The 17,267-nt window shown below is 34.7% G+C and carries 10 protein-coding genes; 8 read left to right on the top strand and 2 right to left on the bottom strand.

What is annotated here, in order from left to right; genetic code table 11:
- Nucleotides 1-40 precede the first annotated feature (40 nt).
- Genes AX016_RS04430 through AX016_RS04395 form a run of 8 tightly spaced genes read left to right on the top strand, consistent with a single transcriptional unit; the run spans nt 41 to nt 14,007 of the window.
- Nucleotides 41-3,067 carry a SusC/RagA family TonB-linked outer membrane protein gene (locus AX016_RS04430; protein WP_100894464.1) on the top strand — a complete coding sequence of 1,009 codons (3,027 nt, stop codon included), beginning with the start codon at nt 41-43 and terminating at the stop codon, nt 3,065-3,067.
- Between the two features lie 5 nt (nt 3,068-3,072).
- The gene (locus tag AX016_RS04425) at nt 3,073-4,623 is read left to right on the top strand and encodes a RagB/SusD family nutrient uptake outer membrane protein (protein ID WP_100894463.1); all 1,551 of its coding nucleotides are present in this window, start codon (nt 3,073-3,075) and stop codon (nt 4,621-4,623) included.
- A 12-nt stretch (nt 4,624-4,635) separates the two neighbouring features.
- Entirely contained in the window at nt 4,636-6,360 is a 1,725-nt protein-coding gene (locus AX016_RS04420) for a LamG domain-containing protein (protein ID WP_100894462.1), read from the top strand.
- A gap of 35 nt (nt 6,361-6,395) precedes the next feature.
- Complete coding sequence (locus tag AX016_RS04415) at nt 6,396-7,733, top strand: glucoamylase family protein (RefSeq protein ID WP_100894461.1); 1,338 nt, start codon at nt 6,396-6,398, stop codon at nt 7,731-7,733.
- On the top strand, nt 7,723-9,105 hold the full coding sequence (locus AX016_RS04410; RefSeq protein ID WP_100894460.1) for a glucoamylase family protein: 1,383 nt from the start codon (nt 7,723-7,725) through the stop codon (nt 9,103-9,105). Before AX016_RS04415 ends, AX016_RS04410 begins: the two co-directional genes overlap by 11 nt.
- Before the next feature lie 58 nt (nt 9,106-9,163).
- The gene (gene bglX, locus AX016_RS04405) at nt 9,164-11,428 is read left to right on the top strand and encodes a beta-glucosidase BglX (RefSeq protein ID WP_100894459.1); all 2,265 of its coding nucleotides are present in this window, start codon (nt 9,164-9,166) and stop codon (nt 11,426-11,428) included.
- A gap of 9 nt (nt 11,429-11,437) precedes the next feature.
- A complete protein-coding gene (locus AX016_RS04400; protein ID WP_100894458.1) occupies nt 11,438-12,367 on the top strand; it encodes a carboxylesterase family protein in 930 nt (309 codons plus the stop codon).
- A gap of 2 nt (nt 12,368-12,369) precedes the next feature.
- Entirely contained in the window at nt 12,370-14,007 is a 1,638-nt protein-coding gene (locus tag AX016_RS04395) for a sulfatase family protein (protein WP_100894457.1), read from the top strand.
- Nucleotides 14,008-14,144: 137 nt separating this feature from the next.
- On the opposite strand, the gene AX016_RS04390 is transcribed toward AX016_RS04395, so the two are convergent.
- Both AX016_RS04390 and AX016_RS04385 read right to left on the bottom strand, forming a co-directional pair.
- Entirely contained in the window at nt 14,145-15,737 is a 1,593-nt protein-coding gene (locus AX016_RS04390) for a fibronectin type III domain-containing protein (protein ID WP_100894456.1), read from the bottom strand.
- Between the two features lie 48 nt (nt 15,738-15,785).
- Nucleotides 15,786-17,267 (bottom strand): SusD/RagB family nutrient-binding outer membrane lipoprotein, encoded by a 1,482-nt coding sequence (locus AX016_RS04385; protein WP_100896799.1) that lies wholly within the window; start codon nt 17,265-17,267, stop codon nt 15,786-15,788.

The following is a 17,267-nucleotide window of genomic DNA, read 5'->3' as shown; positions in this document are numbered from 1 at the left end:
TATTAATTTAGTAAAAATCTAACTCAATTTTTAATGTATTATGAAAATACTCAATCAAATATTATTAATCTGCTTTATTCTGTTCGGGATATCTGCCTACGCCCAAGAGAATATAATGGTTAAAGGACAAGTAGTAGACAATAATGGTACACCTTTACTTGGTGCCAGTATTATTATTAAAGGTACTACAACAGGAACACAAACAGATTTTGATGGCTATTACCAATTAAACAGCGTTCCTAACAACGGAACTTTAGTTGTAAGCTATATTGGTTTTATCACATCAGAAATTGCTGTAAATAGTTCCGACGCAATTAATATAACCTTAGAAGAAGATGCAGAGTCTTTAGATGAAGTTGTTGTAATTGGTTATGGTGAAATGAAGTCTAAAGATTTAACCTCATCTATAACCACTGTTAAAGCCGAGGAATTAGCAGCTGTACCTACAGGTTCTGCAATGCAAGCTATGCAAGGTAAGGTTGCTGGTATGCAAGTAGTAAGTAGTGGTTCTCCTGGGCAAGGACCAACTATTAGAGTAAGGGGTATAGGATCTTACAACACGGGAGCTTCTGCTCCTTTATATGTTGTAGATGGTATGTTTTTTGACAATATAGACTTTTTAAATACTGCAGATATAACATCTATTTCTGTTTTAAAAGATGCTTCTGCTTCTGCAATTTATGGTGTTAGAGCCGCAAACGGTGTTGTTTTAATAGAAACAAAATCTGGAGCTTTTAACAAAAAAGCAGAAATTACATATGATGGCTATACTGGTTTTCAGGTTGCACAAAACGTTTTAAAAGTTGCCAATGCAGAACAGTTTACAACCTTAGCTCTAGAATCTGGTTCTGCACCAGATGCAGACTATATTTTAAATGCAATGCAACGCTACGGTCGTAGTAGAGTTAACCCAAATATACCTAATGTTAACACAGATTGGTATGATGAAATTATAAGGCCAGCACTAATACAAAACCATAGTATTGGTGTAACTGGTGGTAGTGAAGATGTTAGTTATTCTGTAGGTGCAAATTACTTTGGACAACAAGGTATATTAGACACTAAAAATGAATATGAGCGTTTTAACTTAAGAAGTAAAATAGAGTTTAATGCTAACGACTGGTTAAAAGTTGGTGCTAACACGGTAATTAGTAACGCTACTAGGTATGATGGCGATAACTCTGCTTGGCGTGCAGCTTACTTTGCTGTACCTATTTTACCTGTATATGATGAGGTTTTAGCTAACGACCCAGATGTTTTCCCTACAAACTACGCTAATGCTCAAGACTTAGGCTACAGAGGTGGCCAAAACCCTTTTCCCCTTTTAGATTTTAATGAAAACAGAACAAAAATTAGAAATGTACTTGCTAATTTTTATGCAGAACTAGACTTAATACCTACTAAACTTAAGTTTAAAACTGCATACAATCACAACTACCAAACTTTTGAGTACAGAAGTGTTAATTTACCGTACTACATTGGTGATAGTTTTCAGAGGCCAGATGCCTCATTAACAAAAAGTAACACAACAATATCAAACCAAATATGGGATAATACATTAACCTATAAAGAATCTTTTGGTAATCATGATGTAACTGTTTTAGCTGGTACTTCGTTTAGAGACGAGTCTTATCAGTTTTTAACTGCCACAGGATTAAACTTTCCGTTGTCTGGTGAAGAAGCTTATTATTTAGACCAAGCACAGACTATTGTAGAGAATAGTGTTGGTGACGGTGGAGCAAGAGAATATGGTTTCTCTTATTTTAGTAGAGTATCTTATAATTATGATGGCAAATACCTGCTTTACGGAACCTTTAGAGCAGACGGAACTAACAAATACCAAGAAAAATGGGGTTACTTCCCTACTGTGGGTGCTGGTTGGGTAGTGTCTGAAGAACCTTTTATGCAAAACAATGGTGTTTTTGATTTTCTTAAACTACGTGGTAGTTGGGGTAAATTAGGTAATGACAATGTTTCTGGTAGTAACGGCTCTATTACTTCTTCTGTAGTTACAACTGCGCTAGGAGACACTATGTTTAGCGGTCTAAATACAGGTAGTGATTTTACTTCTTTAAAATGGGAAGTTACAGAGGAAACTAATATTGGTATAAATGCTAGTTTTTTAGCTAACAATTTATCCTTAGAGGCAGATTATTATGTTAGAGATACAAAAGACGCAGTTATTCCTGTACAAAGACCATTAATACCTGGTTCTACCAGACAAAACGTAGGGGAAATTAGAAACTCTGGTTTTGAGATGTCTTTAAACTGGAGTAAAAAAGTATCAGATAATTTTAGTTATAACATTGGCGGTAATTTTTCTACACTTAAAAATGAAGTATTAAGTTTAGATGGCCAACAATACATAGATGCTGGCTCAGCAGAATTTCGTCAGCGTTCTATAGTTGGTGAACCTCTTTACGCTTTTTATGGTCGCGAAGTTGTTGGTATTTACCAAAATGAAGCAGAAATACTTGCAGACCCTGTTGCCGTAGCTAATAACTTAGTTCCTGGCGATTTTAAATACAAAGAAAACGGTGGTGACCCTACTACTATTGATGATGATGACCGCGTAGTTTTAGGGTCTTACCTGCCAACATACTCGTACGGATTTAACTTTGGGTTTAACTACAAAAATTTTGACTTTACAGCTACTGCTTCTGGTCAAGGTGGTAACAAAATACTTAACCGCAAAAGATTAGAGGTAATTTTTACTAGTGATACTAACTGGGACAGAGACTTTGCTGTAAACCGTTGGCACGGTGAAGGTACTACAAACTCTTACCCATCTGCAGCCGCAGTACGTAAAGGATGGAACCAAAAATTAAACGATTACTACGTAGAAGATGGTGACTACTTTAGAATTCAGAACATAACACTTGGGTATACTATTAACAAAAACGGTAAACTAAAAGGTGTTCCTAGAACTCGTATTTACCTAACAGCAGAAAAACCGTTAACCATTTTTGGTTATAACGGGTTTAACCCAGAGGTTGCTAATGGTATAGATAACCAAACATATCCTATCCCTGCAGTATATACAATGGGAGTTAACATTAAAATATAAGACTTATGAAACTGTATAAAAAACATATATCACCTCTACTTATACTAGCATTTATTGCATCGGTATTTGTAGGGTGTTCAGACAAGTTAGATGAGCCACAAGAAAATAACAATTTTGCTGGTGGCACAGATTTTACAAAAACCGAGGATATGATTTTATCTGTCATTGGTGTTTATGATGCTTTTCAGTCTCGTGGATGGGAACAACCTTTATTAATTTCTGTTCGTGGAGATGATGTTAATGCTGGTGGTTTAGGAGATCAACAAGATTTTTCTGAAACAGACCTTTTTACCTACAATAAGGATTACTGGATGTACAATTCTCTTTGGGAAAATGTGTACGTAGACGTAATTACTGCACACACTGCAATGGAACAAATTGCTCGTTACCAAGAATTTGCAGATGCAGAAGGTGTAGAAAAAGGAAACCAATATATTGCTGAAGCAAAAGTTTTAAGAGGAATGATGTTGTTTCAAATTTCTCAGGTATGGGGAGATGTTTTTATTCCAGAATCTTCAGATACAGGTGCTCTTTTAAGTGTTACAGAATTGCCTACCAAAGATGAGGTTATGCAACATATATCTGACCAGATGGATGAGGCAATTACATTTTTACCAGACGCAAGACCTAATGAGCGTACAGACATCCCAGGTGGCGTTACTAAATACACTGCTTTAACAATTAAAGCTTTAGCAAACCAAGAACTTAAAAATTACCAAGAAGTTGCTTCTGCTACAGGTCAAATTATTAATTCTGGTAAGTTTAGTTTATTCTCAGATTATTATGAACTTTTTAAAACTCCTGGTAAGTTAAGTGATGAGAGCATATTGGATTTACAGTACTCAGATTTTGGACAGGGAGAAGGAGATCGTGAAGGTCATTTATTTCAACCTTATGGCCCACAAAACTGGACACCTGCAGTTACTGGTGCTGGTTCTGGCTGGGGATTTTATGAGCCTAGCATCAAATTTATAAAGTTTATGTTAGATCGTGGAGAAGCGGTTCGTTTAGAAACTAGCGTACTTTTTACAGATCGTGGTATTGCCGAGCTTCAAACAGATCCAGATTACGCAACTTTACCAAGTTTTGTAAATAAAACTACTAGAGATGGTGATGTTATAGAGGACTATGCTAGAGCACTTTTTTCTAGCGGTAAGCACTACTTACCATCAAACCAACTTATAGAGGGCAGAACAGAGTACGGTAGTAATAAAAACTACAATTTACTACGCTACGCAGAAGTTTTATTAATGTATGCAGAAGCGGTTACACAAGGAGCATCTGCAACATCTATAACTGCAGATAATGCTGTAAACTTAGTAAGGGAGAGAGCTGGTATGCCATCACTAACTGGTGTAACATTAGACGATGTAATAGATGAAAAATTTGCAGAACTAGGTATGGAGTGGGGCAAACGCTATTATGATATGGTTAGACTTGGTAGGTATAACGAATTAAGCTATGACGGAAGAACATTTTCTGAAGATAAAATATACCTTCCTTACCCACAACCACAGGTAGATCAATTTCCAATATTAGGAAACCCATCAAACTAAAAACAAAAAGCAATGAAAAATTTAAAATATACAATAACCTGTTTGGTTTCTGCATTGTTTTTCTATTCTTGTGATCAAGGTATAGATGATATTACACAAGTAGCACCGGGAAAAGATGCTACGGCACCAACAGTTAAAATAAATTACCCTACAGAAGGCACAAAAATTAAGGTACTAGACATTGTTACTTCTATTATTATAGATTTTGAAGTTACTGATGATATAGAAGTTGCCTCTATTAACGTAGCTATAGATAATAACAATATTCAATCTTTTACAAGCTTTAAAGACTACAGACGTGTTTTAATAGATGATTTAGTTTTTGATAATTTAGTTGATGGTACACACCAACTAACTATTACCGCTACAGATTTAGAAGGCAAGACCACTGAAGCATCAGTAAACTTTGAAAAAGAGCCTGCTTACACGTCACTATTTGCTGGGGAAACTCTTTATATGCCTTTTGATGGTGATTACGTAGACCTTATTGGTTTACAGTCAGCAGAAAAAGTTGGCGTACCCGGTTTTGCTGGTGAAAGCGTTGTTGGCACTAATGCGTATTCTGGTGCAACAGATGCTTATTTAGAATACCCTACAGACGGTTTAATTGACGGTGCAGAGTTTAGTGCATCATTCTGGTACAAGGTAGATGCTAGTCCAGACAGAGCTGGTATTTTAGTTATTGGTGATGATGTAGATGACCGTTTTCAAGGTATTAGATTATTTAGAGAGGGTAATGGTGCTGAACAAAGAATTAAAGCTAATGTTGGTACTGGAGCAGGAGAAAGTTGGAATGATGGAGCTGTTATTAATGTAGCAGATAATGAATGGGTTTATATTACACTTGCTATTTCTGCTACAAAAAGTACCATATTTTTTAATGGCATACCAGTAAATACTGCAGACCTATCAGCTCCTGTAGACTGGACAAATTGTAATACGGTTACTATTGGTGCTGGCGGAGAAACATTTAGTTACTGGGATCATAAGTCAGACAACAGTGCTATAGATGAATTACGCTTTTTTAATAGAGCACTAACCACTAATGACATAGAAAATATGATAAACGTTACAAATCCATACACTGGCGTTTATGATGGTGAAATGTTTTATGCTCCTTTTGATAACGACACTAAAAACAAATTTACAACGCAAGAAGCAACTGTAATTGGATTGCCTGGCTTTGCAGATGAAAGTGTTGCTGGTAGTAATTCTTTTGCTAGTACAACAGACTCTTATATAACCTATCCTACAAATGATTTATTAAACGGTACAGAGTTTAGCGCAACATTTTGGTACAAAGTAGATGCTAATCCAGATAGGGCAGGTATTTTAGTTATTGGTGATGATGCAGATGATCGTTTTCAAGGGTTAAGACTATTTAGAGAAGGTAGTGACACAGAACAGAGAATAAAAGCAAATATTGGTATTGGTACTGATGAAAGTTGGAATGATGGTGATGTTATAAACGTAGCAGATAATGAATGGGTATTTGTATCACTAGTTATTTCTTCCACAAAAAGCACCATTTATTTTGATGGTGTTGCCGTTAACTCTACAGATTTGGCTGCTCCTATAGATTGGACAGGTTGCGACTTAATTACTGTTGGTTCTGGTGGTGAAACATTTAGTTACTGGGATCATAAATCAGATAATAGTTCTATTGATGAACTGCGCCTATACAACAAAGCACTTTCACAAGAAGAAATACAGTCTATTAGAGACGCAGATTTATAATAAATACATTTTTTAGTTTTTAGTTATTCATATTTATGAGATTAATTTTAGTAGTATTGGCCGTTGCATCCTTATTAACAGGATGCAACAACAAGCCAAAAAAAGTACAAAAACAAGTTTGGACAGATGAAGCCTTAATGGACACTGTACAAAAACAAACATTTAACTATTTCTGGGATGGTGCAGAGCCTGTTTCTGGTTTGGCTAGAGAACGTATACATTTAGATAGCATTTACCCAACACACGATAAAGACATTATAACTATTGGTGGTTCTGGATTTGGACTAATGGCAATAGTTGTTGGTGCAGAGCGTGGTTATATTACCAAAGAAGAAGCTTTATCTAGATTTGAAAAATCTGTAGATTTCTTAGAAAAAGCAGATCGTTTTCATGGTGCTTGGCCACACTGGTTACTACCAAGTGGTAAAGTTGCTCCTTTTAGTACGTATGATGATGGTGGAGATTTAGTAGAAACTGCCTTTTTAATTCAGGGTTTATTAACTGTAAAAGAATACTATGCAAACGGCGGAGAACGTGAACAAAAACTAGTTGCTAAAATTCAGAAACTTTGGGAAGAAGTAGAATGGGATTGGTACACAAAAGGAGAAAATACCTTATACTGGCACTGGTCTCCTAATGTAACGTGGAAAATGAATTTCCCTGTGGGTGGTTACAATGAAGCATTAATAATGTACATACTTGCAGCTGCATCACCAACTCACCCAGTATCTAAAGAAGTTTATGACGAGGGTTGGGCGTTAAAAGGTGAAATAGCTAAAGACACTGTTTATTATGGTTTAGAAACTGAGTTAAACCATTATGAGCATGATGCATCACCTGTTGGTCCTTTATTTTGGGCACATTACTCTTACTTAGGTTTAAACCCTAAAGGGTTAACAGATGCCTACGCAGACTATTGGAAATTAAATGTAAATCACGCTAAAATACACTACAGACACGCAGTAGAAAATCCAAATAAATATAAAGGTTATGGCAAAAATTTATGGGGGTTAACATCTAGTTATTCTGTAAAAGGCTACGCTGGCCACAGACCAGATAACGATCTAGGTGTAATATCACCTACTGCAGCATTATCTTCTATAGCCTATACACCAGAAGAGAGTTTACAATTTTTACGCTATATGTACACAGAACAAGATTCTCTTATTGGTAAATATGGTCCTTATGATGCTTTTAGTTTAGAAAGTGATTGGTCTTTACCTCGCTATTTAGCTATAGACCAAGGTCCTATTCCTGTAATGATAGAAAACTACAGAACAGGTTTACTATGGGATTTATTTATGAAAAACAAAGACTTGCATAAAGGATTAGAAAAACTTAGTTTCTCTACAAAACACAAAAATGACAATTAAAAATAGTCTTTTTACAACATTACTTATACTTGTAATTATCTCTTGTAAAAGTGGGGATGATTACGAGTATACTCCAATTGAATTTCCTACGGATGACGATCCTGTTTCTACGCCTACAATAACAGACGAGGAGCTGCTAAATATTACGCAGGCTGAAACCTTTAAATATTTTTGGAATTTTGCTGAGGTAAATTCTGGCGCAGCAAGAGAACGCTACCATCCTAACGACCCAAGTAATAGTGAATATACAGTTACAACAGGTGGTACAGGTTTTGGTATTATGGCACTTATTGTAGGTATAGAAAGGGGTTTTATTACCAAAGAGGAAGGCGTAGATAGGTTTGCTAAAATTTTAGATTTTTTAGAAAAAGCAGATCGTTTTCACGGTGCTTGGCCACATTGGATTAATGGAGAAACGGCTAAGGTTATGCCATTTAGCAATTTAGACAACGGTGGAGATTTGGTAGAAACCGCTTTTTTAGCTCAAGGCTTAATTTGTTTAAAAGAGTATTTAAAAAACGGTACAGATACAGAAAAAGCTATAGCTGCCAAAGCAGATGAGTTATGGAAAGGTGTTGAGTGGAATTGGTATACAAAAGGAGAAAATACGCTGTATTGGCACTGGTCTCCTAACAACGATTTTACTATTAATTTAGAGTTAAAAGGATATAATGAAGTACTAATTACTTATGTTTTAGCTGCTGCATCACCCAATTATACAATTTCTAAAGAGGTGTATACAAACGGTTGGGCATCTAATGGTAGCATCACTTCATCTAACACAAAATATGGGTTTCCTTTGTTGGCTAAACACGCAGGCAATCAAACTTATGGCGGACCATTATTTTGGGCACATTACTCGTACTTAGGTTTAAACCCTAAGGGGTTATCAGATGAGTATTTAAATTACTGGAACGTAAACACAAATCACGCTAAAATAAATTACAGTTATAGTATAGAAAACCCAAAGCAATTTACAGATTACGGAAAAGATTGCTGGGGATTAACAGCTAGTTATACTAGAAATGCAGATGGCACAATTGGGTATAATGCTCATAGTCCGTCTAACGACACTGGTGTAATATCACCAACAGCAGCAATTAGTTCTATGCCGTATACACCAACGGAGTCTATGCAGGCACTACACTATTTTTATAAAAACAAAGACAAGTTAATGGGTCCGGCTGGCTTCTACGATGCCTTTAGTCCTGAATATAATTATTGGGTTGCAGAACAATATTTAGCTATAGACCAAGGACCAATTATAGTTATGATAGAAAACCACAGAACTGGTTTACTATGGAAACTGTTTATGCAAAATACTGATGTTAAAAACGGTTTAGACAAGTTAGAATATAGCTATACAGAATAAAAAACATCAATCTAAAAGATAAAAAAATACCCGTATCGGGAAAATAAAACTACAGCATATGAAAAAAATAAACCTACTATTAGTAGTCACTTTTTGTAGCAGCTTTTTAGCTATAGGGCAAACTAAAGTTCCTTTTATAGAAGACTTGCTTGCTAAAATGACAATAGAGGAAAAAATTGGACAATTAAACTTAGTAACACCAGGTGGTGGTATTGCTACAGGATCTGTTGTAAGTAGCAATGTAGAAGAAAAAATTAAAGCTGCTGAGGTTGGTGGTATGTTTGGTATTTCTGGTCCAGAAAAATTAAAAATAGCGCAAGACTTTGCTGTAAAAGAAACCAGATTAAAAATTCCTTTATTCTTTGGTTCTGATGTAATACATGGTTACAAAACCACATTTCCTATTCCACTTGGTACTGCATCTAGTTGGGATATGGATTTGATTAAAAAAATGGCTCAAATTGCAGCACAAGAAGCTACTGCAGATGGTATAAACTGGAACTTTTCTCCTATGGTAGATGTGGCTCGTGATCCACGATGGGGAAGAATTGCAGAAGGAGCCGGTGAAGATCCTTACCTAGGCTCTGCCATTGCAAAAGCTATGGTACACGGCTACCAAGGAACAGATTTAACGGCTAAAAATACTATGATAGCTACAATTAAGCACTTTGCACTTTACGGTGCTGCAGAAGCTGGTAGAGACTATAATTCTGTAGATATGAGCAGAACAAAAATGTTTAATCAATATTTACCTCCTTACAAAGCAGGTATAGATGCCGGTGCTGCAAGTATTATGACTTCTTTTAATGATGTAGATGGTATACCTGCAAGTGGTAACAAATGGTTACTTACAGACTTATTACGTAAAAAATGGGGTTTTAAAGGCTTTGTAGTGTCAGATTACACCTCTGTAAATGAAATGATTGCACACGGTCTTGGAGATTTACAAGATGTATCTGCTTTATCTTTAAAAGCTGGTTTAGATATGGATATGGTTGGCGAAGGTTTTTTAACTACACTTAAAAAATCTTTAGATGAAGGACGTGTTACTGAAGAAGAAATTACAAACGCTTGTCGCAGAATTTTAGAAGCAAAATACAAACTTGGCCTTTTTGATGATCCGTATAAATATATTGATGCCAAGAGACCTAAAAAGGAAATCCTAACTAAAGATAGTAGAGCTGTAGCTAGAGAGGCAGCCAAGCGTTCTTTTGTTTTATTTAAAAACCATAACAACATATTACCGCTTAAAAAAACAACTAAAATTGCATTAGTTGGACCTTTAGCTAACAATAAAAATAATATGTTGGGTACTTGGGCTCCTACAGGAGATCCGCAATTATCTATTCCTGTTTTAGAAGGATTTAAAAGTGTTGCGCCAAAGGCAAAAATAACATATGCCAAGGGAGCAAATATTACAAATGATACCGAACTAGCTAAAAAAGTCAATGTTTTTGGTACACGTGTAGACATAGATAAACATTCTTCTGACGAACTTTTACAAGAAGCTTTAGATCTTGCTAAAACATCAGACGTTGTGGTTGCTGTAGTTGGTGAAGCATCAGAAATGAGTGGTGAAGCAGCAAGTAGAACAGATATTTCTATTCCTAATAGTCAAAAAAGACTAATACAAGAACTCGTTAAAACGGGTAAGCCGGTAGTATTGGTTTTAATGAGCGGCAGACCGTTAACTATTGAAGAAGAGTTTAATCTTCCTGTTAGCATTCTTCAGGTTTGGCATCCTGGTATAGAAGCAGGTAATGCTGTTGCTGATGTTATTTTTGGTGATTATAATCCGTCTGGTAAACTAACAGCTACTTGGCCAAGAAACGTAGGGCAAATTCCGATCTATCATAGTACAAAAAATACAGGTAGACCAGCTCCTTCTCCTGCTTTTGAAAAGTTTAAAAGCAATTATTTAGACGTTAAAAACGCACCTTTACTACCGTTTGGCTACGGGCTTAGTTATACCAACTTTGAATATTCTAACATCAACCTATCTAAAAAAGAAATTGTACAAGGAGAAGACGTAACAGTATCTGTAACAGTAAAAAACTCTGGTAATTTTGATGGTGAAGAAGTTGTGCAATTGTATTTAAGAGATGTTGTACGTAGCATTACGCCGCCAATGAGACAGCTAAAAGGATTTAAAAAAGTATTCTTAAAAAAAGGAGAATCTAAAACTGTAAAATTGATACTTACTGCAGACGATTTAAAGTTTTACAACAGTACTTTAGATTTTGTTGCAGAAGCTGGGAGTTTTGAGATATTTGTAGGCACAAATTCTACCGCCCAATTAAAGGCGACTTTAACCTTAAAATAGAAAATACAAATGCCTAATTATTTAACTTTTTTGCAACGTGCTACTTTTTTAATATTAATTGTACTTACAACTACTTTTGGTTATGCGCAAACAAGGTATACGCAAAAAGTATTTTCAGACATTAAGGTAAAAACTTATAGCTATGCAGATACTCTAAAGTTAGATTTTTATAGCATTAAAAAAGATACAGTTACAAACAAACCTTTGCTAATTTTAGTTCACGGAGGCGGTTTCAGTGGGGGAAAACGCGATAATCCGTTAGAGGTGAAGTTTTGTGAAGATATGGCAAAAAGAGGCTACGCAGTGGCCTCTATGAGCTATAGATTGGTGCGTAAAGGCAACCCGCTTGGTTTTGGTTGTAATTGTCCGGCAAATCAAAAAATAGAAACATTTGTATCTGTATCTAGAGATATTATTAAAGCAACACAGTTTTTAATTGATAAGAAAGATAAGTTAAAATTTAATCCAGAAAGTATAATACTTGTTGGTAGTAGCGCTGGGGCAGAAGCTGTTTTAAACACCGTATTTATGAAGAATGAATACGCCTTTAAAAAATTACCTTACGCTACTGTTAAATACGCGGGAGCTATCTCTTTTGCTGGTGCAATAGTTAATGCAAATTACATTACTAAAAATACAGCTATACCAACAATGCTTTTTCACGGAGCTAAAGATAATTTGGTACCATACGCAACAGCACCTCACCATTTATGTGAAGAAAATAAACCTGGTTTTATGATGCTAGATGGCTCTTATACTATTGCAAAAAAATTAGAAAGATTGGATGTTGCACACACACTTATAAGCGATAAAGATGGGAGCCATAATTGGGCTAACATACCTTACAGTTACACCAACCTTATTGCTAAATTTATTACAGAAAGCGTTTTAGAAAAACAAAATATACAAAGCACAATTAAGGTAAAACACAAAAATTAATTATGTTTAAAAAGGAGTTCTATATTGTAGTTTTAGTACTAACGTTTATTAGTTGTAAGCAAAGAGAATCTCCTAAAAAGCAAGTACACAAAAGGCCTAATATTATTTATATTATGTCTGACGATCATGCAGTACAAGCCATAAGCGCATACAACCACCCTATTAGTAAATTGGCACCAACGCCAAACATAGATAAAATAGCTACAGAAGGTGCAATTTTTAATGGTAGCTACGTTACCAACTCTATTTGTGGGCCAAGCAGAGCCGTAATATTAACTGGTAAACACAGCCATATAAATGGATTTAGGCAAAACGGAGATCATTTTGATGGAAGCCAAGAAACGCTACCTAAAATTTTAAAAAATGAAGGCTACCAAACTGCCTTAATGGGTAAATGGCATTTACATGATTACCCACAAGGTTTTGACGATTGGAAAATTCTAGTAGACCAAGGTAATTATTACAATCCAGATTTTATAGAAAACGGAGACACTACACGTGTTAAAGGCTATGCTACAGACTTAATAACGGCAGATGCTATAGACTGGCTTAAAAATAAAAGGAAAGACAGTGTGCCCTTCTTTTTAATGGTACAACATAAAGCTCCTCATAGAAATTGGATGCCAGCTTTACGCCATTTAAACAAATATGATTCGGTTAGTTTTCCTTTGCCAACCAGTTACTTTCCAGATTTTAAAAATCAGCAAGCAAGCACAGCTCAATTACAAACCATTTACAAAGATATGTATGAGGGTCACGACCTAAAATTATCTAGCGGCTTAAACAAAACTACACTGGCTCATAATCCTTGGAAAACAGATTTTGAACGCATGTCTACCAAGCAAAGAGCTACTTGGGACAAGGCATATTTACCAAAAAACAATGCTTTTTACAATGCCAATTTTAGTAATGAAGAAATTGCCATTTGGAAAGCTCAACGCTATTTACAAGATTATATGGCTACTATTGCATCTGTAGATGAAGGAGTAGGTGAAATTTTAGAATATTTAAAAACGAATAATTTAGAAGAAAACACTATTGTAATTTATACTTCTGATCAAGGCTTTTATATGGGTGAAAATGGTTGGTTTGACAAGCGTTTTATGTATGAAGACTCTTTTAGAACACCACTACTCATAAAGTATCCAGAAACAATAAAACCAGGCACACAAGTAAACGCTATGGTACAAAATTTAGATTACGCACCTACAATTTTAGACTTTGCTGGTGTGCCCAATAAATCAAAAAATATGCAGGGATTATCTTTTAAGGGTTTGTTAGATGGTTCTGTTAATGAGAGTGACTTTAGAGATGCTATTTATTACCACTATTATGACTATCCTGCTTTTCATATGGTGAAAAAACATTACGGTATTAGAACAAAGCGCTATAAGCTTATTCATTTTTATGATGATATTGATGCTTGGGAATTTTACGACTTAAAAACAGACCCTAAAGAGCAGATTAACCAAATTAATAATACTACGTATGTAGAAGAAATTGAACTAATGCATACTAAATTGAAAGAACTTCAAAAAGAATACAGTATAACTAATAAAGAGTATGCAAAAGCCAGTAAGGCTTCTATAAACAAGGCATACAAGCAATTTAAAAAATTAAGAGGAACACCAATAAATTAAAAAGTCGGTGCTTACACACCGACTTTAACTGACTTAAATTAGATTAATAAAAGAACAATTAATCTAACGCAAATGTTAAGGTTTTTGGATTGTTAAATGTTAATTTAATATCAAAGTTGTATTAATAATTTATTTAATTATTTCAGGGTCTTAAACTTTTCTACGTTAGACCAATTGCTCCAGTTTAAATTCTGATCCCTATAACGAACTCGCCAGTAATATGTGGTATTAGGATTTAGTCTTTTTATTTTTTCATCTGTTAAATCATCATCTTTTTGCCTGTTCTCTTTATAATACCAATTCTCAAACTGTTTCCAGCTATCATAAGAAAGCTTCTCAAAATTATACTTTTCTGAAACTTGCCAATGAGATGCTGCATGAAACGCATTATCAAAACTGCTTTTAAAATCCCCTGCCTTTAAAATAATATTTTTAAATCCGTCTGTAATAGCAATTACTTTTAGTGATTTGGGAGATTCAGGTCTTCTATCTTTTTTCCAAACTGTAATACTATCTGTTTGCTCATTATTACGTGGATAAACAGTGTTTCCTCTACTTATTCTTTTTAGTGTAAATTTAGGATCGTCTTTACTACCATCTACTTCTACCATAACAAAACCATACTCATCTTGCGTTACTGTAAATTCGTCATAATCTCTACCTTCAAATTCACCCCAATTATCTATAGCTCCACCTGCAGATGCAACGTTTACCCATAAATGTTTATGCTCTTTAGACTGCCCTCTAGAGTAGCCATGTGTATGCCCAAAAAAGTGCACACTTGGTTTCCCGGTTTTAGTTGAAAATTTTTCTAGTTTTGCTACTACTTTACCTGAAAAATCTTCTTCACCAGGAATCCATAATTCCGATTTATGCGGATGGTGCATTTGTGCAAAAACAAAATCTATATCATCATTTTTAGCTGTTTCATCTAATACTTTTTGCAACCAATTTAATTGTTCACTAAGATCACGGTAACCACTATTAGAGTCTAAACCAAGAATTCTAGTATTTCCATAATCCTTGTACCACCAATGTTCTGCATAAGCAGCTGAACCATTTTCTGGTAGGCTAAAGTATTTAAAATAGAAAATAGAGTTCTTTTCGTGATTACCAGGTACAGGATATAAAGGAACCTCAGCAAATAATTTTTCTGCAGGGTTAAAAAAATGTTCTTTCCATTGGTAATATTTAGACCCTGTAACTACTAAGTCTCCAGGAATCATAACCATTGCTAAGTTATTTGGTAAATCTCCTTTATATTCCTTTTTAATATACTCTAGAACCCCTTGATTTACAACTTCTGAGAATTTTTCTGGTTCGCTACTATCATACTGCATGTCACTCATAGCAACAATATTAAACGACTTATTATCGCTTGCAAAAGGAGGTGTTTTAAATTGATATATATCTGACTTTAATTTACCTGTTATAACTCTATAATAATAAGGAGTAAACCTTTTTAAACTGGTTAACTTAACTTCATGAATTCTACTTTCACTAAAATTAATATCATAAGCTGTACCCTTAGCTTTTTTACCTAATTTAGGAGTTAAACCATACTCCACAATACTTTCTTCTCCTGTAGATGTTTCCCATTTAATTATAATAGAATTGGGTGTAGCATCTTGTATGTATGGCTTAATTATTATTTCTGGTTTAACCGCTTGGGCTGTACCTAGAATAACTGTAAAGTATATTAAAAATAACAGGTTGTGTCTTATTTTCATAAATGTTCTATTTAGAATGTTAATTACTGTAGTTATCTTATAAATGCCTTATTTTAACCACCACGTTGCTTCTCTAATTTTATCATTACCAGCACCAAACTGTGACTCTATTGCTTTTGCGACATTATCTGAATTGTTGTTGTATTCTGACAAAGGGTAAATCCATCTTGTTGGTGGCGTTACTCCAGGAGCTTGAACAAATGTAGGATAACCTGTCCTCAAATGATCAAAATACATACGCCACCCTGATTGAAGAAAAGAAGTAAAATATTTTTGCGTTAAAATAAAATCCAACTTCTCTGCTAAGCTGGCACTAGTGTTAAAAGCAACCATAGAGCCTGCTATATATGTCTCTGCATCTGTAGATTCTACGTAGGACTCATAACCATTGGCATAAGTATTGTAAAAACTAAATGACGCCTTGATTCCATTTTCATAATGCATTTTGGCATCTGTAGAAATCCAACCACGAACTGCTGCTTCTGCTAAAATAAATTCTACTTCAGAATAACTTAACAAATTGTGTGGCTCTGTTGTTGGGTCTGTTGTATATCTTAAATTTACTTTAGAAACATCACCAGCAGCAGCTTTATCATTAACCTCTGCATACGGAGCTAGAGGATCTCCTCCTTCATAAGCACTAAAATCATCTAAACCTAAGCCAGCTTCTTTAGCATTTTTTGTTCTTCCACAAAAAATAAATAACCTAGGATCTTCTCTATCTTGTAACCTTTTAATAAATGTAGAGGACATATACATACCAGATCCATATCCACTAGAATTAAACTCTGTATACCTACTGCCTTCTTGATCTAAAAATACAAGCTGGCCATTATCTTCTATAGACTGCATAATAGATTCGTTATCGTAAATGGACGAAAAAGTACTTTTTACATTTAAATCTGAATCTCCCTCTTTGTTAGATAACGTTAAAAGCACTTTTAACCTAAACGAATTTATAAGTTTTTGCCACTGAGACGTATCTCCATTATAAATAATATCTCCTGCTACAATAGCATTATTCTCTTTTAACAGTGTGTTTGCTTCTTTAAGTTCTTTTAAAATACCAATAAAAACTTCTTTTTGAGAGTCATATTTAGGACTAAAACTATCATTTGTCTCTCCTTGTAAAGCTTCACTATATGGTATATCGCCAAAGGTTAAAGTTAGATTATAAAAATAATAAGCTCTAAAAAATTTACCAATAGCTACGTATTCATTACTTTCTATTCTTTTACCTTCTTGTATCATTTTGGTAACCTCACCTAACATATTGTAATTGCCAAAACTGGCTCTATCCCAATTGTAATATTGATTGTTATTTTCACCATCTGTTTGTACCAACATACGAGATGCATATAAAGAAGATGTGCCATTAACACTAAAAGCACTACTCGCTATGTTTGTTAATAATAACTGCGGATGAGTTTGATTGACATTATTTGGATTGTCATTTATGTCTGATAAATCTTGACAAGCAGAAACCACTATCAAAATAAGTACACCGAATAAAATTTTTATATTTTTCAT

The organism is Cellulophaga sp. RHA19 (assembly GCF_002813425.1).
In the GTDB taxonomy this organism is placed as follows: Bacteria; Bacteroidota; Bacteroidia; order Flavobacteriales; family Flavobacteriaceae; genus Cellulophaga.
This window is presented reverse-complemented; position numbering and strand designations above follow the sequence as displayed.

Coding starts and splice junctions, on each gene's coding strand:
- AX016_RS04400 (WP_100894458.1), top strand. CDS start 11,438: ATGCCTAATTATTTAACTTTTTTGCAACGTGCTACTTTTTTAATATTA.
- AX016_RS04410 (WP_100894460.1), top strand. CDS start 7,723: ATGACAATTAAAAATAGTCTTTTTACAACATTACTTATACTTGTAATT.
- AX016_RS04415 (WP_100894461.1), top strand. CDS start 6,396: ATGAGATTAATTTTAGTAGTATTGGCCGTTGCATCCTTATTAACAGGA.
- AX016_RS04430 (WP_100894464.1), top strand. CDS start 41: ATGAAAATACTCAATCAAATATTATTAATCTGCTTTATTCTGTTCGGG.
- bglX (WP_100894459.1), top strand. CDS start 9,164: ATGAAAAAAATAAACCTACTATTAGTAGTCACTTTTTGTAGCAGCTTT.
- AX016_RS04425 (WP_100894463.1), top strand. CDS start 3,073: ATGAAACTGTATAAAAAACATATATCACCTCTACTTATACTAGCATTT.
- AX016_RS04385 (WP_100896799.1), bottom strand. CDS start 17,267: ATGAAAAATATAAAAATTTTATTCGGTGTACTTATTTTGATAGTGGTT.
- AX016_RS04420 (WP_100894462.1), top strand. CDS start 4,636: ATGAAAAATTTAAAATATACAATAACCTGTTTGGTTTCTGCATTGTTT.
- AX016_RS04390 (WP_100894456.1), bottom strand. CDS start 15,737: ATGAAAATAAGACACAACCTGTTATTTTTAATATACTTTACAGTTATT.
- AX016_RS04395 (WP_100894457.1), top strand. CDS start 12,370: ATGTTTAAAAAGGAGTTCTATATTGTAGTTTTAGTACTAACGTTTATT.